The sequence below is a fragment of the Archangium minus genome, assembly GCF_044360475.1.
Lineage (GTDB): Bacteria > Myxococcota > Myxococcia > Myxococcales > Myxococcaceae > Archangium > Archangium minus.
Map to the genome: position 1 here is coordinate 2585213 of NZ_CP043494.1, position 17934 is coordinate 2603146.

15 protein-coding genes and 2 pseudogenes are annotated in these 17934 nt (G+C 67.0%); 5 read left to right on the top strand and 12 right to left on the bottom strand.

The window, feature by feature from the left end:
- Positions 1-66: 66 nt before the first annotated feature.
- Both F0U60_RS10595 and F0U60_RS10600 read right to left on the bottom strand, forming a co-directional pair.
- A complete protein-coding gene (locus tag F0U60_RS10595) occupies positions 67-1059 on the bottom strand; it encodes a sigma-54 interaction domain-containing protein (protein WP_395817487.1) in 993 nt (330 codons plus the stop codon).
- A gap of 92 nt (positions 1060-1151) precedes the next feature.
- A complete protein-coding gene (locus F0U60_RS10600; protein WP_395817490.1) occupies positions 1152-2045 on the bottom strand; it encodes an SDR family oxidoreductase in 894 nt (297 codons plus the stop codon).
- A gap of 73 nt (positions 2046-2118) precedes the next feature.
- On the opposite strand from F0U60_RS10600, the gene F0U60_RS10605 reads away from it, so the two are divergent.
- The gene (locus tag F0U60_RS10605) at positions 2119-2961 is read left to right on the top strand and encodes a helix-turn-helix transcriptional regulator (RefSeq protein ID WP_395817493.1); all 843 of its coding nucleotides are present in this window, start codon (positions 2119-2121) and stop codon (positions 2959-2961) included.
- 18 nt (positions 2962-2979) lie between these two features.
- Here F0U60_RS10605 and F0U60_RS10610 read toward each other — a convergent pair whose 3' ends face one another.
- The 3 genes from F0U60_RS10610 to F0U60_RS10620 form a co-directional block, all read right to left on the bottom strand.
- The gene (locus F0U60_RS10610) at positions 2980-3993 is read right to left on the bottom strand and encodes an alpha/beta hydrolase (protein WP_395817496.1); all 1014 of its coding nucleotides are present in this window, start codon (positions 3991-3993) and stop codon (positions 2980-2982) included.
- Positions 3994-4461: 468 nt separating this feature from the next.
- Complete coding sequence (locus F0U60_RS10615) at positions 4462-4938, bottom strand: SRPBCC domain-containing protein (protein ID WP_395817500.1); 477 nt, start codon at positions 4936-4938, stop codon at positions 4462-4464.
- A 10-nt stretch (positions 4939-4948) separates the two neighbouring features.
- Positions 4949-5314, bottom strand: a complete 366-nt coding sequence (locus F0U60_RS10620; protein ID WP_395817503.1) for an ArsR/SmtB family transcription factor — start codon at positions 5312-5314, stop codon at positions 4949-4951.
- A gap of 1114 nt (positions 5315-6428) precedes the next feature.
- Between F0U60_RS10620 and F0U60_RS10625 the strand changes: the two genes are divergently transcribed.
- Positions 6429-6986 (top strand): dihydrofolate reductase family protein, encoded by a 558-nt coding sequence (locus tag F0U60_RS10625; protein ID WP_395817506.1) that lies wholly within the window; start codon positions 6429-6431, stop codon positions 6984-6986.
- Between the two features lie 286 nt (positions 6987-7272).
- Here F0U60_RS10625 and F0U60_RS10630 read toward each other — a convergent pair.
- Together F0U60_RS10630 and F0U60_RS10635 are read right to left on the bottom strand one after the other, a co-directional pair.
- Positions 7273-7398 (bottom strand): annotated as a pseudogene (locus F0U60_RS10630) (ATP-binding protein); the annotation flags it as partial.
- A gap of 360 nt (positions 7399-7758) precedes the next feature.
- Positions 7759-7893, bottom strand: coding sequence for a hypothetical protein (locus F0U60_RS10635; protein ID WP_395817509.1), 135 nt, complete (start codon positions 7891-7893; stop codon positions 7759-7761).
- A gap of 477 nt (positions 7894-8370) precedes the next feature.
- Here F0U60_RS10635 and F0U60_RS10640 point away from each other — a divergent pair.
- Positions 8371-8625 (top strand): annotated as a pseudogene (locus F0U60_RS10640) (superoxide dismutase); the annotation flags it as partial.
- Between the two features lie 100 nt (positions 8626-8725).
- On the opposite strand, the gene F0U60_RS10645 reads toward F0U60_RS10640, so the two are convergent.
- The 4 genes from F0U60_RS10645 to F0U60_RS10660 form a co-directional block, all read right to left on the bottom strand.
- Positions 8726-11818 (bottom strand): heparinase II/III family protein, encoded by a 3093-nt coding sequence (locus F0U60_RS10645; RefSeq protein ID WP_395817512.1) that lies wholly within the window; start codon positions 11816-11818, stop codon positions 8726-8728.
- 114 nt (positions 11819-11932) lie between these two features.
- Entirely contained in the window at positions 11933-12931 is a 999-nt protein-coding gene (locus F0U60_RS10650; protein WP_395817514.1) for an MBL fold metallo-hydrolase, read from the bottom strand.
- Between the two features lie 89 nt (positions 12932-13020).
- Positions 13021-13989 (bottom strand): AraC family transcriptional regulator ligand-binding domain-containing protein, encoded by a 969-nt coding sequence (locus F0U60_RS10655; RefSeq protein ID WP_395817517.1) that lies wholly within the window; start codon positions 13987-13989, stop codon positions 13021-13023.
- 341 nt (positions 13990-14330) lie between these two features.
- On the bottom strand, positions 14331-15104 hold the full coding sequence (locus tag F0U60_RS10660; protein ID WP_395817520.1) for a hypothetical protein: 774 nt from the start codon (positions 15102-15104) through the stop codon (positions 14331-14333).
- A gap of 177 nt (positions 15105-15281) precedes the next feature.
- Between F0U60_RS10660 and F0U60_RS10665 the strand changes: the two genes are divergently transcribed.
- The gene (locus F0U60_RS10665) at positions 15282-16730 is read left to right on the top strand and encodes an NAD(P)/FAD-dependent oxidoreductase (RefSeq protein ID WP_239015143.1); all 1449 of its coding nucleotides are present in this window, start codon (positions 15282-15284) and stop codon (positions 16728-16730) included.
- Positions 16731-16849: 119 nt separating this feature from the next.
- Here F0U60_RS10665 and F0U60_RS10670 read toward each other — a convergent pair whose 3' ends face one another.
- Positions 16850-17152 carry a hypothetical protein gene (locus F0U60_RS10670; protein ID WP_395817523.1) on the bottom strand — a complete coding sequence of 101 codons (303 nt, stop codon included), beginning with the start codon at positions 17150-17152 and terminating at the stop codon, positions 16850-16852.
- 224 nt (positions 17153-17376) lie between these two features.
- On the opposite strand from F0U60_RS10670, the gene F0U60_RS10675 reads away from it, so the two are divergent.
- Positions 17377-17922, top strand: coding sequence for a transposase (locus tag F0U60_RS10675; RefSeq protein ID WP_395817526.1), 546 nt, complete (start codon positions 17377-17379; stop codon positions 17920-17922).
- The last annotated feature ends 12 nt before the right edge of the window (positions 17923-17934 follow it).

Below are 17934 nucleotides of genomic sequence, written 5' to 3' on the forward strand. Positions count from 1 at the left end.
CGGCTACCGTCGACACAGGCGCATGCACCTGCCCCGGAACTTCATTGCATCTCCCTGCCTACCGCGTCACGTGGCGGGAATACCGAGTGCCTTGATGCGGCGGTGGAGGTTGCCTCGGTCCACCTGCAGGAGTCGCGCGGCCCCGGCGATGCTGCCTCCCTCTTCCAGCGCGGCTTTGATGAGCGTGCGCTCGAAGTCGTCCACGTGCTCGCGGTAGCTCTTCTGGCCCAGCACGAGCTGCGAAGGTGTCGCGGCCTTCAGGGACGCGGGGCCCGTGAGGGACTCGGGCGTGAGGGTGAGCGGGCCGTTTCCCCGCAGCAGGTTCTGGCGCTCGATGAAGTTGCGCAGCTCGCGCACGTTGCCCGGCCAGGGCCAGGTACGCAGGGCCTCCTCGGCTCCGGGCGCGAGCTCCAGCGGGACGTTCGGCCCGGCCAGCTCCGCCGCGAAGGCCCTCGCCAACGGGAGGATGTCCTCGGGCCGCTCGCGCAAGGGCGGCAGCGAGAGGGGGAGCACGTTCAACCGGAAGTACAAATCCTGCCGGAAGCGGCCCTCCCGCACCGCTTGCGCGAGGTCTCTGTGCGTGGCCGCGAGAATGCGCACGTTCACGGGGATGGGCAGCCCTCCGCCCAGTCGCTCCACCTCCTTCGTCTCCAGCACGCGCAGCAACTTGGCCTGGAGCTCCAGCGGCATGTCCCCGAGCTCGTCGAGGAACAGAGTGCCCCCATGCGCCTGCTCGATGCGGCCGAGCCGCCGCGTGGTGGCTCCCGAGAAGGCTCCTCGCTCGTGGCCGAACAGCTCGCTCTCCAGCAGCGTGGCGGGGATGGCGGCGCAGTTGACCGCGACCAGTCGCCCCTTGCGCCCTGAGGCCAGGTGGAGTGCCCTCGCCACGCACTCCTTGTCCGTGCCTGTCTCGCCGGTGATGAGGATGGCTGTGTCGCTCGGGCCCACGCGTGCGATGAGCGCGCGCAGCGACTCCATGGCCGGGCTGTCCCCCACGAGATGTCCGGGGCGGGCCAGCTCCTCCCGGAGTTGCTGCTGCTCCTCCCGGAGCTCACTCAAGGCGAGGGCGTTGCGCAGCGGAGAGTGAGGCAGTCGGCAAGGGAGCCACGGCGACGCTGGAGCTCCCACTTCGGCCTGGCTAGGGAAAATCCTCAGGAGAAGTACCCGTTTTCCCGCAGGTCCGTCAGCAGGTCGGGTCCCTGGGGGCGCCATCCCAGTGCATCGCGGGTGCGCGTGCTGGAGGTCGGGTTGTCGATGGTGACGAAGCTCGCGAGCCAATCGAAGTGCGTGCGTGCTTCGTCCGCGCCCAGGGCCCGGACGGGAACGCCGAGCCCCTTGCCGATCCCCTCGGCGAGCGCGCGCAGCGTCACGCCTTCTTCGGCCACGCCATGCAGGCACGTTCCAGGGGGAGCGTTCTCGAGCGCGAGCCGGAAGAGACGCGCCGCGTCCAGCCGGTGCACCGCGGGCCAGCGGTTCGCTCCGTCGGAGACGAAGGCGGAGAGACCCGTGCGGCGTGCGATGTCGATCAGCGCGGGCACGAAGCCGTGGTCGCCGGGGCCGTGGACGGAGGGCGGCAACCGCACGACGCTGGAGCGCACCCCGCGACGGGCGGCCCCCAAGACGATCGCCTCCGCCGCGGCACGCAGGCCCGCCACGCTCCCGGGCGCGGGCGTGTCCTCCTCCTTGCCGATGCGGCCGGGCGCCAGCAGCGCGGTGCCGGACGTGGACACGAACGGCTTGCCCGAGCCCTCCAGCGCGCCGGCCAGCACCTCCACCGCACGCCTGTCCGTCTCGCAGGCGGCCGCATAGGCGGAGAAGTCGTGGATGAAGGCCGTGTGGATCACGCCGTCGCACGCCCGGGCGCCCGCGGTGAGACTTCCGGGATCCGTCAATTCGCCCCGATGCGCCTCGCCGCCCAACCGCGCCAGGGCCGCGGCGGAGGTGTCGCTCCGCACCAGTCCGAGCACCTGGTGCCCCGCCGCGATCAGCTCGCGCACGATCGCTTCCCCAATGAAACCCGTCGCTCCCGTCACGAAAACACGCATGTCCGTCTCCTGATGTTGTGAGCGTGTTATGGGGCGCGGCCGCGCGGCGGAAAAGTCGATATCTTATACGGGTATGAGCACTAACACCGTGCCGGGTTCGGAACTCTCCTTGGGCGACTTCCTCCGCGATCGTCGGGCGCGCGTGTCACCAGGACCAGGCGCTCAGGGCCGGCGTCGAACGCCGGGGCTCAGGCGGGAGGAGGTGGCGACGCGGGCAGGCGTCAGCGTCACCTGGTACACGTGGCTCGAGCAGGGGCGTGGAGGCCCCCCTTCAGACGATGCGCTGGAGCGAATCGCCCGCGCACTGGAGCTCGACGCGGCGGGCCGCGAGGTCCTGTTCCTGCTCGCCCGGCAGCGGCCACCGCCGCTCCATCCAGCCGCGCCGCCTTCGGTCACGCCCTCCTTGCAGCGCGTGCTCGACGCCCTGCCGACCAGCCCCGCCTATGTGAAGACGCCGACGTGGGACATCGTGGCCTGGAACGCGGCGGCACTCGCGGTGCTGGCCGACTACGCCTCAATGCCGGTCCGCGAGCGCAACGTGCTCAGGCGCCTGTTCGGCGACCCGGCCGTGCGCGCCTCGCTGCCGGATTGGGAGGAGCATGCGCGCTTCGCGCTCTCGGTCTTCCGCATCGATGTCACGCGCGCGGGAGGTGGCTCCGAAGCCGCCGCGCTCGTGGCCGAGCTCCAGTCAACCAGCGCCGACTTCCGCCGGCTCTGGGCTGAGAACGACGTGCGCAACCATGGGGCAGGCCTGAAGCGCCTCCACCATTCCGTGGCTGGACCGATCACGCTCGAGTACTCGGCCTTCGCCGTCAATGGCGCGGACGGGTTGGACATGGTCGTCTTCACGCCCGCCACACCGGCCGATGCTCGGGCGATAGAGCTCCTTCTCTCGCGCGGACCGCTGTCCGCCTGAGTCCAGTCTGGGCCGCCGTCAGGAGTGGCGGACGATGAAGCGCCTGAGCTCCTCGTCGATCTCGTGGTTCTCGGGCGCGTCGCCGAAGCCGAAGCCGAAGCCGCGGTGGGGCATGGCCTCCCAGACGTGCAGCTCGGCCTCGACGCCCGCGCGCCGCAGCTTGCGGTGCAGCAGCACCGAGTTGGAGAGGAACAGGTCGCGCGTGCCCGATTGGATGAAGGTCGGCGGGAAGCCGGGGCCGAAGTCGGCGAACAGCGGCGAGACATAGGGATGGGCGAGGTCGTGGCCTCCCGCATAGAGGGCGTTGCACTCCGGCAGCCCGCCCTTCAGCGTCACGTCCAGCAGCGCGTTGGTCTGGAAGGTGTCGCCAGACTCCGTGAGGTCGACCTCCGGCGTCAGCAGTGCCACGGCGGCCGGCGGGGGCAGGCCCCGGTCGCGGATCATCAGGGTGGCCGCCGCCGCGATGTTGCCGCCGGCCGAGGCGCCGCCGATCACCACACGGGCCGGATCCCAGTCCTTGAGCAGCTCGCGGTAGACGGCGAAGCAGTCCTCGGGTGCGGCGGGGAAGGGGTGGTCCGGCGGCATGCGGTAGTCGACCGACACGGTGGTGATGCCGAGCCGCTCGGCGTTCACCGCGGCCTCGGCCTTGGCGTAGGCCCCGCCGCCGAACACCAGGGCACCGCCGTGCAGATAGAGGTAGAGCCGCCGGGCCGCCGCCGCATCCAGGCAGGGTGGGGTCGCGACGTAGCAGGTCACTCCGGCGATGGGCAAGGTCTCGACCCGGCAGCGGGTCTCGCCCAGCATCTGGTCCACCAGCGGGGCGAACCTGGCGTTGGTGGCGGCGACCGCTCGGCGCCAGCCCTCGAGGTCGTTGGGGGCGGGGTGGCGCGCGGGGTGGATCTGGGCCGGCGTCGCCGCGCTGGCGGCGAGGGCGGCGCGGGCCTCGGGGCTGATGGTGTTCGGCGGGAAGATCTCCCGCGCTGGCAGGGCGATGGGGACGAGCAGGGAGCGAGCGGCGGTCTGGTCAGGCATGGGCGCCATTCAATGGCTCATGCTCCATCCGGGTAAATGTGTGACGTTATCCAGGTATATTGGCTAATAGGCTGGCAAGTTGGGGGCGTACTGGCCCGCGCACCGCACCTCGGACGAGCAGCGACACATGAGGGCGCAACTGGCCGTACGCGAGGCGCTGGTGCGCACGCGCACCCGCTCCATTTCTCAGGCGCGCGCCCTGGTGAGGCGTGAGGGCTTGCGGGTAGCGGATGGGGAGGTGGAGTCCTTCGTCAAGCGGGTGGAGGTTCTGGCGCTGCCGGGCAGGTTGAAGGCGGAGGTGGCCCCGCTGCTGAGCCTCCTGCTGCACCTCAACGAGCAGATTGCCTTCCTGGACGCACGGCTCAGGCGTTGGCCCTCGTCTCCGCGATCAGCCCCTGGTTCGCCTGGCTTCACTCTCTCGTCGTCGAGGAGTGAAGAGCCAGGCGGCCGACCGCGGGAACGAGGACTTCATGCCCCTCCTACGCTCGCGCCCAGGGTGACGAGAAGCTCGTCCAGTTGCTGGAACGTCTCGACCAGCGCATCCGCCGCCCCGGTGCCGGCAGCGTCGAGAGCTTCCTTCGAGGGGTAGAGCTCGCTCACGACCAGCAGCGTCTTGCCCCCTTTTTCCTCGAAGGTCACCGTGGTGACGGACCCATTGTCACCACCTTCCTCATTGGTCCAGACGAGGCGCGAGTGCGGTGTCACTTCGATGTACCTACCGAAGAACGCCATCCCTTGGCCGAACACCAGACGGTACTTGCCCCCGGTACGAACATCCATCTCGCAGGAAACCAGGGGCACTCCCATCGACTTCGGCACCCACCACTTCTTGAACAGCTCGGGCTTTGTCCACGCCTCGAACACGATGCGTGCCGGACCATTGAAAGTTCGCGTGACGACGGTCTCGCGCTCGGACTTCCGTTCCACAGTCGTGCGGTTCTTCATGGGTGTGGGCTCACTCTCTCTTCTTGCGTCCATCGACCTGCTCCTTCCGTTTCAATTCCTCGACAACCTTGTCCAACTCGTCGAAGCGTGCGTCCCAGAGCTGGCGGTACCTCTCAAGCCATGCCATCTCTTCCTCCAGTCGGCGCGGGCCGATCTTGCAGGTCCGCACGCGCCCGACCTTCTCCGTGATCACGAGCCCGGCCCGCTCCAGGACACCGACGTGCTTCTTCATGCCCGTGAGGGTCATGTTGAACTTCTCGGCGAGGTCCGTGATCGAGGCCTCCGCACGCCCGAGCTGCTCCAGAACACCGCGTCGGGTGGCGTCGGAGAGCGCGGCGAACGACGCATCGAGGCCGGCATCTGAATACTGAGCCATATGGTTCAGTGTCTAGCACGCGGATAGATGGCACGCAAGGGCAGTTCGAGCGCGCGCTGCTTGAACAGCTCGCGGTGGTGCCGTCGGCGCATAAGAAAAATGGGAGGCCGGTTGAAGGTGAGGGCTGGAGCGGAAGGGCCGAGGAGGGCCGCGGACGGGAGCCGCCCGAGCTGTGTGCCAGGCCCGTGTAGGGGGCCGAGCACCCCCATAGGGCACACTGCTGCCCAGCCGCCCTCCCATCAGGGCGCGGCAAGAGCCTGAGCTGGGCTTGTGGGTTGTCTTGAGCGCCTCAACACCACGTTCACTTCGCTGGCGCACCTGCTGGATGCGGGGGCGCTGACGCGAGCGTTCCACCGGCTCAGGAAGAACGCGGCGGTGGGCGTGGATGGCATCACGGTGGACGCCCGAAATTGGGGCAACAGGAGGGCAAGGGTCCAGCGACCTTCGAAACTGCTCGTCAAAAGGACGGAGCGGGCGTGGCACAAATGGCTGAACCGCCGAAGTCAGCGCTCGCGGCTCAACTGGAAGCGGTTTGCGGACCTGCTGAAGGGTTTTCCGCTTCCGCGACCCGTCATCCGGGTGCGCACCTGGGGTGTCACTCCATAAGCCACTTCCAACGGAAGAGCCGGATGGTGGAAATCTCCTCGTCCGGATCTGGCGGGGGCCCCGGCTGGGAAACTGGCCGGGGCTACCCTACAACCTCGTGAGGTTCGCCCGAGGTGGAGGCACCAGGGATGCCACGCGCCGTAAGAGTTCCAGCCCGGTGAAGAAGAGGTGTACCGGACTTTCCTACGGCGCGCCGATCCAGGTCGGGGCTGTTGCCACTACTACATTTTCCACCTACACCGCCGTCGTACTCAGCTCGAAAAAAGTGTGACGTGTTTCACGTTTGTTTAATAATGTACAAACATACAGTATGACGGCAAACCTAGACTTGGTGCGGCTTTCGGGCGAACAGGCGACTTTGCATAACGGCAGAGTGCCGTGCATAACGGACGAAGCTGTCCGTATAAATCACAGTTAGGCGACACAAGGTGAGCACCTCGCGAATTGGACTCGTGTCCTTGGAGCCAGTCGGCGAGCGGCTCGTCGCGTATCTCGAACGGAGGACACCATGGGACTCTTGACCTTTAGTATCAACGTCACCCTCGACGGCTGCGTCGACCACCAGGAAGGAATCGCCGACGACGAGACACACGCCTTCTTCACCCGCCTCATGGACGAGTGCGGGGCGATGCTGTGGGGCCGCGTCACCTACGAGATGATGGAGAGCTACTGGCCAGCGGTCGCCCGCGGCGACGCGGAGGCACCGCCGGCGATGCGCGAGTGGGCGGTCAAGCTGGAGGCCAAGCCGAAGTACGTGGTGTCCTCGACGCGAAAGGACTTCCCCTGGACCAACAGCCACCACATCGCCGGCAACCTGCGCACGGGCGTACAGAAGCTCAAGGACGCGACCCCGAACGGCGTGCTCCTTGGTAGCGGCAAGCTCGCGACCGAGCTGGACCGGCTGGATCTGATCGACGAGTACAAGTTACTCGTCCACCCCAGGATCGCCGGCCACGGCCCGACCCTGTACGAGAGCGGGCTGCCCAGCACGCGACGGCTCGAGCTGATCTCGGCGAAGCCGCTCCGCAGCGGCGCGGTCGCCATCCACTACCGGCGCGCGCGCTGACTCGGAGATGGGTCATGTCGCCTAACAACGCGCTGCACTCGGACGGGCCTCGCGTTGCTCGCCTTGCGCCAAGGACAAACCCTACAAGACTGGCAATCACATCGCGGTCATGTCGGAGTGGAATGACGAGTACGTCGGCTCGATAGGGCAGTGCCCGTGTGTGCCAGCGGAGGGCAAGAAGGAGGAGGATCGGTACAAGGTCATCAATCCTTGACCAGAGATGAAACTCGCTCCCCACGAGCCGTCTGACTTTCATCCGGCTCGCGGCGGAGGCGGTGGAGTGGAGAGGCACCTCTCGGGGAAGGAGGACACGGAAGGACGTGCCCTCCTCCGCCGTGGAACTCACCTCGATGCTGCCTCCGTGGGCCCGGACGATCTGATCCACGATGAAGAGCCCCAGGCCGATGCTGCGGCGCTCCTACAAATCGTTTGACTCGACTTTCGCCATTTTGGGCGCCTCAGAGGGAGGAACGAGGCGCCTTCCCAGAAGGAACTCAGAGAGCGCCGGAGAGGGTGTCAAAGAATTGGAGGAGCACGAGTTGGCGAGAAATGCGGCGGGAAGGAGAAGAGTGGGAAACGCGCCGAGACATTCCCCTGACTCCAGCGAGCCGCCGCCTCTCGAAATGAGGCGACGAAGGCCTAGTAGGGCTCGCGCAGCGCCAGCACGCCTCCCACCACCTCGTTCACCTCCGCGCTGGGGCGCAGCAGCAGCCGCCCCTGGAAACACCAGTCTCGCGTTTCGACTCCTTTGACACCATTCAGGCCATTCTGGCTAGCCGTTGGGAACGCGGTTGATGGACTCGTTGGGCACGAGCTTCACTTGTGCGGGATCATGGTCCGTCACCGGGTACTTGCGCTGGTTCATCACTCGGTAGACCTGCGTGCCGGTACGCTCCTGCTCCGTCAAGCGAGTGCAGAGCCGAAGCAGCAAGAGGAGAAAGCGCCGCCTGAGGCAGGCGCGAAGGTGGAGCCCAAGAAAGAGCGGACGCCGCGATTGGATTGGGCCGGGCTGTTGCGCAGGACATTCGCGCTGGACGTGTTCGCCTGCTCGAGGTGTGGAGGCAGGCGCCAGGTGCTGGCGTACCTGACGGCACCCGCCGGGGTGCGCGCTATTTTGGAGCACCTGCAACTACCCACGCGGCCAGCTCAGCTGGCCTCAGCGCAGGGGCCACCCCAGATCGCGTGGTGTTGAGCCTGGCGCAGCCTCTCCCCACAACTGCCTGCCGCTCTCCTCAAGCAAGGGCGGCCAGGGCAGCAGTGTGCCCCATCAGGGGGCTCGGACCCCTTCACCGGCGCCACGCATGGCCTTGCTGGCCCCTGCCCTCTCCTCCTCCTTGCACCAGCCCACCGCCGAGCAACAGGGCCCCCATTCCGCCTATACTTAAAGTGGGGCTCGTTCGACAAGTTCAAGGAAGAGTTCAGCAAGTCCGCCGTCGGCAACTTCGGTTCCGGCTGGACGTGGCTCGTGAAGAAGGCCGACGGCTCGGTGGACATCGTCAACACGTCGAACGCGCAAACGCCGCTGACGACGGCCGACAAGCCGCTCTTGACCTGCGACGTGTGGGAACACGCTTACTACATCGACTACCGCAACGCCCGTCCGAAGTTCGTGGAATCGTGGTGGAACCTGGTCAACTGAGACTTCGTGAACCAGAACTTCGCCTGAGCGTAGCCGGCCAAAAGAAAAAAACCCGCCGCGGCGGGTTTTTTTCATGGCCCCGCGCGCGGGGCATCTGTCGTCAGCTACGGTTGATCTTCAGAACGCCGTTCGGCGCCGTCAGCGTACCGGTGCTGCTGCGCGTGAGCTTCATGCGCGTCGTGCTGACCGGCGTCAGCGTATAGGTCGCGCCCTTCTGCAGCCCTACCACCAACGTCGGCGCTTTCGAGCCCGCATCGACCGTCCAGCTGATTTCGTCCGTGGTGGCGGATGGCGCGACACCGCCATGGAACACCACCACGCGGCCGTCGGCCATCGCCACCGCCACGGCATTGCCATCCGACGACAACAGGCGCGCCTTGGCGATCGCGGCGGCACCGCTGGTCGCACCATCGCTGTCGTCCACGTGCAGCACGTTCAGGAAGAACTGCGCCGTCCCGACGGCCGGCGCGGTGCGTGGCGTGATCTCGACGCGCCAGGCGCCGATATCGGTGTCGCGCGACGGCTCTGGCGGTTCATCCATGATCGCGAAGTTGCGCCACCCGATCGTGCCGTCCTGCAGCTTGGTGCGCACCATGAAGCGGCAATCCTGCGACGTGAACTCGGCACGGGGCGTCTCGAACGACGTCGTGCCCGGCACGGCCGCCTGCACGCACGAGCTGCCTTCATTCAGGCCGCCCACCAGCGCGATGTCGCTTTGCGCCGGCAGCAGCGGTTGCACCGTCACCATGCCGTCGCCGTTCCGGATCGTCAGCGGCTCGGCGGCGCCGACAAAGCCGAACTTGTAGCGACCGTTGTGCTCGTCCCTCGGTACGATCGTGCTGGTGGGCTTGTTCACGCTGTGCAGCAGCGACGTGATCTCCATATTGGGCTTGGTCGGGCGTACGCTGTCGAACACAAGGATCTTCGGCTGCTCGCCGCGCACCTGCGAACGCAGGTAGACGATGCTGCGCAGGAAGCCTGTGTTCGGATCGATCTTGCTGTTGACGTAAGCCTTGCTGGCGTTACCCGTCACGTAGGCGTAGTCGCCCCCCTCCTCGTAGCTGGCCACGCCATCGAGCACGTTCGACCCGCCCGGCTGGATCTGTTCGATCGTCGGATAGGTCGCGCGTGTGCCGAACCACTGGCCGCCGTCGAGCGACCGGCCGCCGAATGTCTCCTTCTCGTCGTACACCGTGATCGTATTGTGCGCGATCGTGCGCGTGTAGTAGTTCAGCCAATGCACGCTGCCGTAGTTGTCGTAGCGGCCGGAATCGAGCAGCAGCGGCGCCTTGTAGCTGAGGGAGAAGGCGTTCTGGTCCAGGTGATGATGGTTCTCGCTGATGAACGACGACGATTTGAAGTCCAGCAGCGTCGCCTCCGCGTGGGTCCACGTGTCGCGCATCAGCACATTGCCGGCCGTCTTGAAGTGGCGCGACAGCGGCAGCGCGGTCGTCGGCGCGGCTGTCGTCGGCTTCGGATACAGCAGGCGCTCCTCGAACAGGCCCACGTGCGAGGCGCTACGGTAGCGCATGATGTCGTTCCAGTAGTAATTCGCCGCATGCACGTCGCCGGCCGCCGCGCCCACGAGCGCCATGCTGCCCACGCTGCGCTCGCCCAGGCTGAACGTGAAGTTGTCGCCGCCCGCCGGGAAGCTGCCGTCGGCGCGCACGCCGTAGATGTACGGGTAGATCATGTACGGTGCCGACACCATCTGCAGGCCCGAGTTGCTCGTCAGCGCCCGGTTCCACAGCAGCAGGCGGTCGGCCGTCTCGCCAGCGGAGGACGCGTACGAATACAGCGTCTGGTTGCCGCCGTTCTCGGCAACGAAGTCGCGCGCGCGCAAGTAGCCGAACTTGAAGTGGTCGTAGATCGTGTCGATCAGGCCCTTCACCTCGGGGTACGCATCGGCGATCGCGAGGAGACCCAGCAGGGAACCCGTGTTGGCGCTGGCCGTGTGGCCGCTCAGGTAGTTGGTGCGGATATTCGGACCGGCACCGGTGGTGAAGACGGGCTTGACGGCGCAGTCGAACGGGTTGGCCGTGATGGTCGGCGTCACCCACTGGCCGCTGGCATTTTGCGCCGGCGCACCGCACACGGAGCCGAGCAGGTCGGTGTTCTTACCCACGACGTCGAACGCGATCGTCGCTTTGATCCGCTGCGCGAGCGCCTCGTGGTAGGTCAGTACGCCGTCCGGGCTGTCGCCTTTCAGGTCGTCGAACAGCCAGTCGTAATAGATCCCCATCGCGCCGACGCGGCCGCTCATGCTCCATTCCGGGCCGTCCTCTTCGCCCGCACCAAGGTCGGCCTTCAGGAGCAGCTTGATGTGCTTTTTAGCGGCCGTCAGGAGCTCCGGCTTGCCGGTGAGCCGGTAAGCCAGCGCCAGCCACTTGGCCGGTTCGGTGATCTTGCCGCGGCCGCCTTTCGTCGTATTGCAGTAGTCGACCTGATCGGCCAGCGGTTTGCTCAGGTCGCACGTATTATTAATCAAGTTGGCCAGCGCCGTGCTGCGATGCAGGTAACCTTGCCACGATTCGTGCAGCGCGATCTCGACCGGCAGCTCCGGCAGCGACGACCACACCTCGTTCGTCGCCAGGTTGCGCACGCTGAGGTTTTTCAGCTGGTCGCCCTTATGTCCACCCAGCACGAATTTCTGGCCGGACGCGGTCCAGCCGTCGCCGGCCGGCTGCCATTTCGCCGGGTGCTGCACGTTGTCGACCTTCAGCACGGCGGTCTTCGCGCCGGCATCCCAGGTGACAACGAATTCATGGGGCATACCGGTCGTCACCTCGAAGGTGGCGGCAAACGCGTTGATGGGTTCCGTCGTCCCGACGCGCGTGCGCTGTAAGACCACCTCCACCTGGGTCCTGCCGGCGCTCGTGGCGCTGTCCGCATGGCGCACGTACAGCGAGTTCGGCGCATTCTGGTCGCCGAAGATGGTCGTGGTCTCGGTGTCGCCCGTTCCTTTGGGCACCGGCGTCAGCGTGAACTTCAACTCGCCTTTTTGCGTGGGGAACGTCTTCGGCCCCACCGCGGCTTCGATCTCCAGCCGGGTGAAGTCGAAGGCGCTCGCATACAGGCGCGGGTGTGAGGTCCTAACGGAAACGCCGCTGGGCACCCCGGCCAGCGCGGTGCCGGCAAACAGGGCGGAGACGGCGACGACGATCGACTTTAAAACGATGGTGGATCTCTTCATGGTTTCTCCAGTTGGGCAAAACCGTTATATTTCGGCGTCGGGTTCATGGTCAGTGCCTCGGGGTTTGGGTTCAGACGATGACCGCCATTCAGCCGTGGCGAAGGCCCGTGGGCATCACCCCTCGAGGGAGATCGGCCAGGCCTCCACCGCGAACCACTCCGGGTGGTGCAGCACGAGGTCCGTGCGATTCGTGGGCAGCCCGTCGAGGTCATGCCCAGGGAGGAGGACAAGGTCCGGAGTCGCTGCCCGGAACGCACGGACCTGATTGCGGACCGCCGCCGCGCGCTCGGCATCGACGGCGATCCGCTGCACGTCGTCGGATTCGAGCCAGTCAAAATGGACCACGGCGTCGCCCGCGAGGAGCACCGGGCCTCCCGGAAGCGCGAGCAGCACCAGGAGATCCTCTCTCGAGTGTCCGCCGCCCCCGAGCAGCACCACGCTCCCGTCTCCGAGCAGGTCGGCCGCGGCGTCGAATGGAGGCGCGGTGCCACCCGCGAAGTGGACCTCATGCCACCGCCCCTCGAGGCCGTACGCGCTGGCCTGGGACGCGCTTGCCGGGCCAGCGATGATGGGCGCGTTCTCGAAGGCGGCGAGTCCTCCCACGTGATCGTCATGCAGATGCGAGATCACCACCTGGCGGACACGCGCCGGCTCGAGACCGGCCTCGCGCATCTGGGCGGGCAGCGTGCGCTCGGGCCGCCCGCGGCTCTCGAAGAGCCAGCGCACCGGCAGGGGCAACGCGCGCTCACCGTCGCGTGCCACCGCTGGCGAGAGCCCTGTATCGAAGACGATGAGCCCGTGCCGCGGATGCTCGATGACGAACGCGGGGGCGGGGCGCCAGGGCCGCACATCGCCCACGAGCAGCGAGGACATCCGGTTCGCCCCGGTGTTGAAGACGTGGAGACGCAGGCCGGGCACCGCCACGGGCCGTCCATACGGTGGCGGAGCCGGTGTCGCACCGGCCATGGCGATCGGACGGTAAGGGACAAGGACCCACGCCGCTCCTCCGAGCGCGAGCGCCAATCCGGCGAGCGCGAGCCGCACGTGAGGACCGAGGCGCGCCGTAAGGCCCAGGCCCGGCGGCGCGGCGAGAGGCGCGAGGGGAGGGTTCATGGGAAGCACCTTTCGCTTCCCACTCTGCAGCCAGGCTTCGTTTCAGGCAGTGACTCGGCTGACCCCCCGGCTGACCCGGGTGACCACCGCTATGGCGGCGAGGGCTCCTCGCTTCGGGGCGTGCGGCCCGTCCATCTGCGGAATGCGCGGTGAAAGGCGCTCGGCTCGGAGAACCCGAGGAAGAACGCAATCTCTCCGAGCGAGAGGGTGGCGTCAGCGGTCATCTTCAGCGCGAGCCGTCGGCGGATATCGTCGACAACCCGGGCAAACGTCGTGTTCTCTTCCTCGAGACGCCGGCGCAGCATGCGCGGCGAGATCCCGAGGTCCTGCGCGACATCCTCGAGCCGGGGCGTCCCATCGGCGAGGCGGCGCTCGATGTGGGTGAGCGCACGGGACGTCCAGCGCGCGCCGCGAGCGATCTCCTCGAGGAGGGCTTCGGCGTGCCGGTCGAGCACCGAGGCGAGCGCCCCGTCGGCGCGAGGGAGTGGCGCGTCGAGCGCACCCTCGGCGAAGTGCAGCTCCGCTTCGCCCCTCCCGAACCGGACCTCCTCGCACCCGAAGACTTCGCGATGGAGCGTGTCGTCCGGAGGAGGGCCGTGGGGCAGAAAGACGCGCTCGATCAGCGAGGAGCGTTCCGCCAGATCGCGGGCCATTCTCGCCCAGGAGGCGAGGACGAACTCCACGTAGGGAGCGGGCATCGACGCCTCCATGCCCGGGCGCACATAGCGCACGCAGCGTCCCTGGACGAGCACCTCGCTCCGGTCGTTCAGGAGGCGGTGGTAGCGCGCATTTCGCTCGATCGCGGCGCGCAGCGTGGGGCTCGAGCGCGCCGCGAACTCCAGAGTGCCATAGTCGCCAGGGAACAGCATGCGCGCCGCGTGCAGGCCAATGCCCGGCTCGGCGAGCGCCGCCGCCGAAGCCCAGATGGCCGCCGCGGTTTCAAAGGGGATGCGCGCCGCTGGCTGATCGGCGAGCCCGAACGGGGCGAGGACCGACGAAGGCTCGCACCCGTGCGCATCAAGGGCCCGGCGGAGGGGACGTAGGAAGTACGTCGCCACCGAGACCCTCTCGCTCGTGAGTCGCTGCTTCGAGGAAATGGGGCTCAATCCGGTGAGCCTACCGCATGTCCTGGCCAGGCCAGGAAGAGCCTCCAGGGAATGAAGCCAAATCCTGACGCCGTACTCGTGTCTGCCTGGGAAGGATTCACATCAGCGCGCGCTTCAGGTCATCTTTATGGGCGATTAAGAATCTGAGGGGATTCATGCCCGCGCCCGCGTACTGCGTCTACGTATAGGAAGGACAGGAGCCCAGTTGGGGGTAGAGGGCGGGAGCAGAGGGGGAGGAGAGGGCCGCAGACGGGGAGCCCATGAAGCGCACGCCGGGCCGGCGCAGAAGCGATTCATCTCCAGGGGACACACGCCAGCCTGGCCCAGGGCACCATCCCTGGCGGTGCGGGGCAGCGGATGAGGACAGCAGGGGTGCTGGGAGCAGCAGCCCCTGCTGTGGCTGAGCACCACGTGCTTTGGGGAGGCCCCTGCGCCGGGGCCAGCGTCGCAGGCCGAGTGGGCAGTCGCAGGTGCTCCAGAATGGAGCGCACCCCGCTGGGAGCTGTCACGTACGCCAACACCCGGAGCCAGCCTCCACACCCGGCAGAGGCGAAGACGTCCAAAACGAACGTCCGGCGCAGCAGCCCGGCCCAAGAAAGTCGCGGCATGCGCTCCTTCTTCGCTTCCGCCTTCGCCGCTGCCTCGGGCGGTGCGCTCGCCTCTTTTTCTTTCGGCTCTGCCTCCGTCAGGGGGAACTCCTGCACGGGGATGACAGAGGCGGAAAATTCGCGCGCATCGCAGTCACTTGCACGACCGAGGAGGCAGACATGACGGTGCGACCGATCCCCGAGGGATACCGGACCATCACACCCGGAATGAGCGTGCGCGGCGCGAACAGGGCCGTGGACTTCTTCAAGCGTGCATTCGGCGCCGAGGAACGTAACCGCTTCGCCCTGCCGGACGGCACGCTCGTGCAGGTCGAGATGCAACTGGGACTCGCCCACGAGGTAGCGCGACGGGTCTCCCCGAATCTCGCGATCCAGCCGGTCCAGCCCCTCCAGCATCTTCGCCTTGGACTCTTCCACCTTGTCGGGAGTCAGCGTGTACTGGCGCCGGATGATCTTCATCCACCTGGAGCGCCGGGCCCGGCCCGGCTGGGTGGCGGTGAAGCTTTCGAGCCCCGGGGCCGAGAGGGCATGTCAGACCGGTGACATGCAATCTCCTCGGCGGGGGCGAGCGGCTCTGGAGAAGGCGGACCCCTCTGACCAGCAGCGCCACGACATGAAACCTTGGAGGCTTGGGACTTGGAAACCCCTGGACGCAGATTCGGAAGCGCCGTGGTCATCGGCAGCAGCATGGCGGGGCTCTTGAGCGCGCGGGTGCTCGCGGACCACTTCGACAAGGTGACGCTGGTGGAGCGGGATGTCCGGGTGGAGGGGCCCGCCGCGCGCAAGGGTGTTCCGCAAGGGCCGCACATCCACGTGCTGTTGGACACGGGCCGGCGCATCCTCGACAAGTACTTCCCGGACCTGTTCGAGCAGCTCCAGGTCCAGGGCGCCGAGTTCATCGACTCGAGTGGAGACCTCGCCTGGCACCACTTCGGGGTGTGGAAGCTGCGCCGCACCAGCGGCATCCCCGGGCTGCTGTGCACCCGGCCCCTGCTCGAGTGGAACGTCCTGCGCCGGGTGAAGGCGCGGCCCAACGTAGAGGTGCGCGAGGGCTGCTCCATCGAAGGGCTCATCTCCGACGAGAAGGGCACGGGGCGCATCACGGGCGTCCGGGTCAAGACACCCCAGGGCGAGGAGTCGTGGGAGGCGGACCTCGTCGTGGATGCCAGTGGCCGGGGCTCGCGGATGCCTCAGTGGTTGGAAGCCATCGGCTACGCGCGCCCGGAGGAAGAGCAGGTCATCGTGGACCTTTCCTACACGACGTGCCTGCACGAGCCGCCGCCCCACTTCCAGAAGGAATGGAAGGCGCTCTTCCTCTATCCAAGTCCTCCCAAGGCCTGGCGCGCGGGTTTCATCTCACACGTGGAGGGAGGCCGGTGGCTCGTCACCCTCAATGGCTACTTCGGGGAGCACGCGCCCACCGAGTACGCGGGGTTCCTCGAGTACGCGCGCTCACTGACGCGTCCAGACCTGTACAACTACCTGAAAGAGGCCACGCCGATAGGGCCCATCTCCCAGCACAAGGTGAAGGACTGCCGGTGGCGGCACTACGAGAAGCTGCCCCGCTTTCCCGAGGGGCTGGTCATCCTGGGAGACGCCGCGTGTGCCTTCAACCCCCTCTACGGGCAAGGCATGTCGGTGGCGGGGCTTGGCGCGGAGCTGCTGGACACCTGCCTTCGCGAGCAGGCCGAACGAGGTGAGCTATCGGGCCTGGCGCAGCGCTTCCGCGAGCGGCTGCCTGAAGTCATCCGGCTCCCGTGGCTGTTGGGCACGGGCATGGACCTGCTGTATCCGCAGGCCGTCGGGAAGCGGCCCTTCGGGCTGGGCTTGCTGCACTGGTACATCCTGCGGCTGATGGAGCGCACGTCGACCGACGCACACGTCCATCGCCAGTTCTACCGGATACTGCACCTGCACGCGGGGCTGGAGGCGGTTCTCCAGCCCTCCGTGGCCTTGCCCGTGTTGGGCCATGGCGTCATGTCGCTCCTCCGCCCTCTCGAGCGGCTGGCGAATACCGAGACACGGCCTCCCCCTTTCACGCCCCCGAGTCCAAGCCCTGTCCCGGTCCAGAAGTCCACGGGGTAGCCGAGCACCTGCTGCGCGACAGGCTGGTGGGGACGGGGGACAAGGCGCGCTGATACAAACAAACAGGGCCCCACGTTACCGAGGAACGTGGGGCCCTGAAGGGTGCTGACGGGGGGAGCTCAGCTCTTCGCGGACACGGCCTGCTCGGAGCAGACGGCCTCGTCGGCCTGCTGCACGGACTCCTGCTGCTCCCGAGCCTCCTCGGTGAGCGAGGCCTGCGTATCGCTGCTCCGGCAGTAATCCCTGCAGATGTAGTCCGAGCAGGTGGTGCGGTAGGTCCCCTCGTAGCAGGGCGAGGTGCAGAGGTCCTCACACGAGCAGACGTCCATGCACTGCGGCGGATATGCGAGCGCCGTCGACGGAGCACCCACCGCGAAGACGAGGCCAAACGTCAGACCCAGCTGCTTCATCCAGTTCTGCATGCTTGCTCCCTACGAAGTTGTGAATAGCGAGCCTAAATGGAATTTCCAGCGGCGTCACGAAAGTGTGCTCCGAAGGTAGTGTCAAAGGACTCGCAACGGGGGTCTTGAGCCAGAACGGAACGGGGCGTGGACGGGTAACCGACCGCTCCTCGAGTCTTTCCGAGGACTTGGAGCTGGCCCACGGGGTGCGTCCTGGCCCGGCGGACCGTACGCAGGGGATGGGGATGGGCTGGCCGTTGAGGATGTTCCAGGAGGAGGGTCTCTATTTCGTCACGTCCAGGTGCTTCCAGGGACGGCTGTTGTTGCGCCCGAGCGTGGAGGTGAACGAGGTGGTGGGAGGCGTGCTGGCGCGAGCCGTCCAGCAGAGTGCCGGCACCATACGGCTGCACGCCTTCACCTTCGCATCCAATCACTTCCACCTGCTGGTGTGGGCGCGGGGTGCCGCGCTCGCCTTCTTCATGCAGCATTTGCGCTCCAATCTGTCCAGGAAGGTAGGGCGGCTGGTGGACTGGAGCGGCGGTTTCTGGGAAAGGCGTTACTCGGCGGAGCCGGTGCTGGACGATGAGGCGATGGTAGGCCGGCTTCGCTACGTGCTGGGGCGCAGCAGCCCGGCCCAAGAAAGTCGCGGCATGCGCTCCTTCTTCGCTTCCGCCTTCGCCGCTGCCTCGGGCGGTGCGCTCGCCTCTTTTTCTTTCGGCTCTGCCTCCGTCAGGGGGAGCGCTGCATCTGGGCACGGGCAACGACAATACCCGGGCGCTGCGTTTCTATGAGCGTCTGGGCTT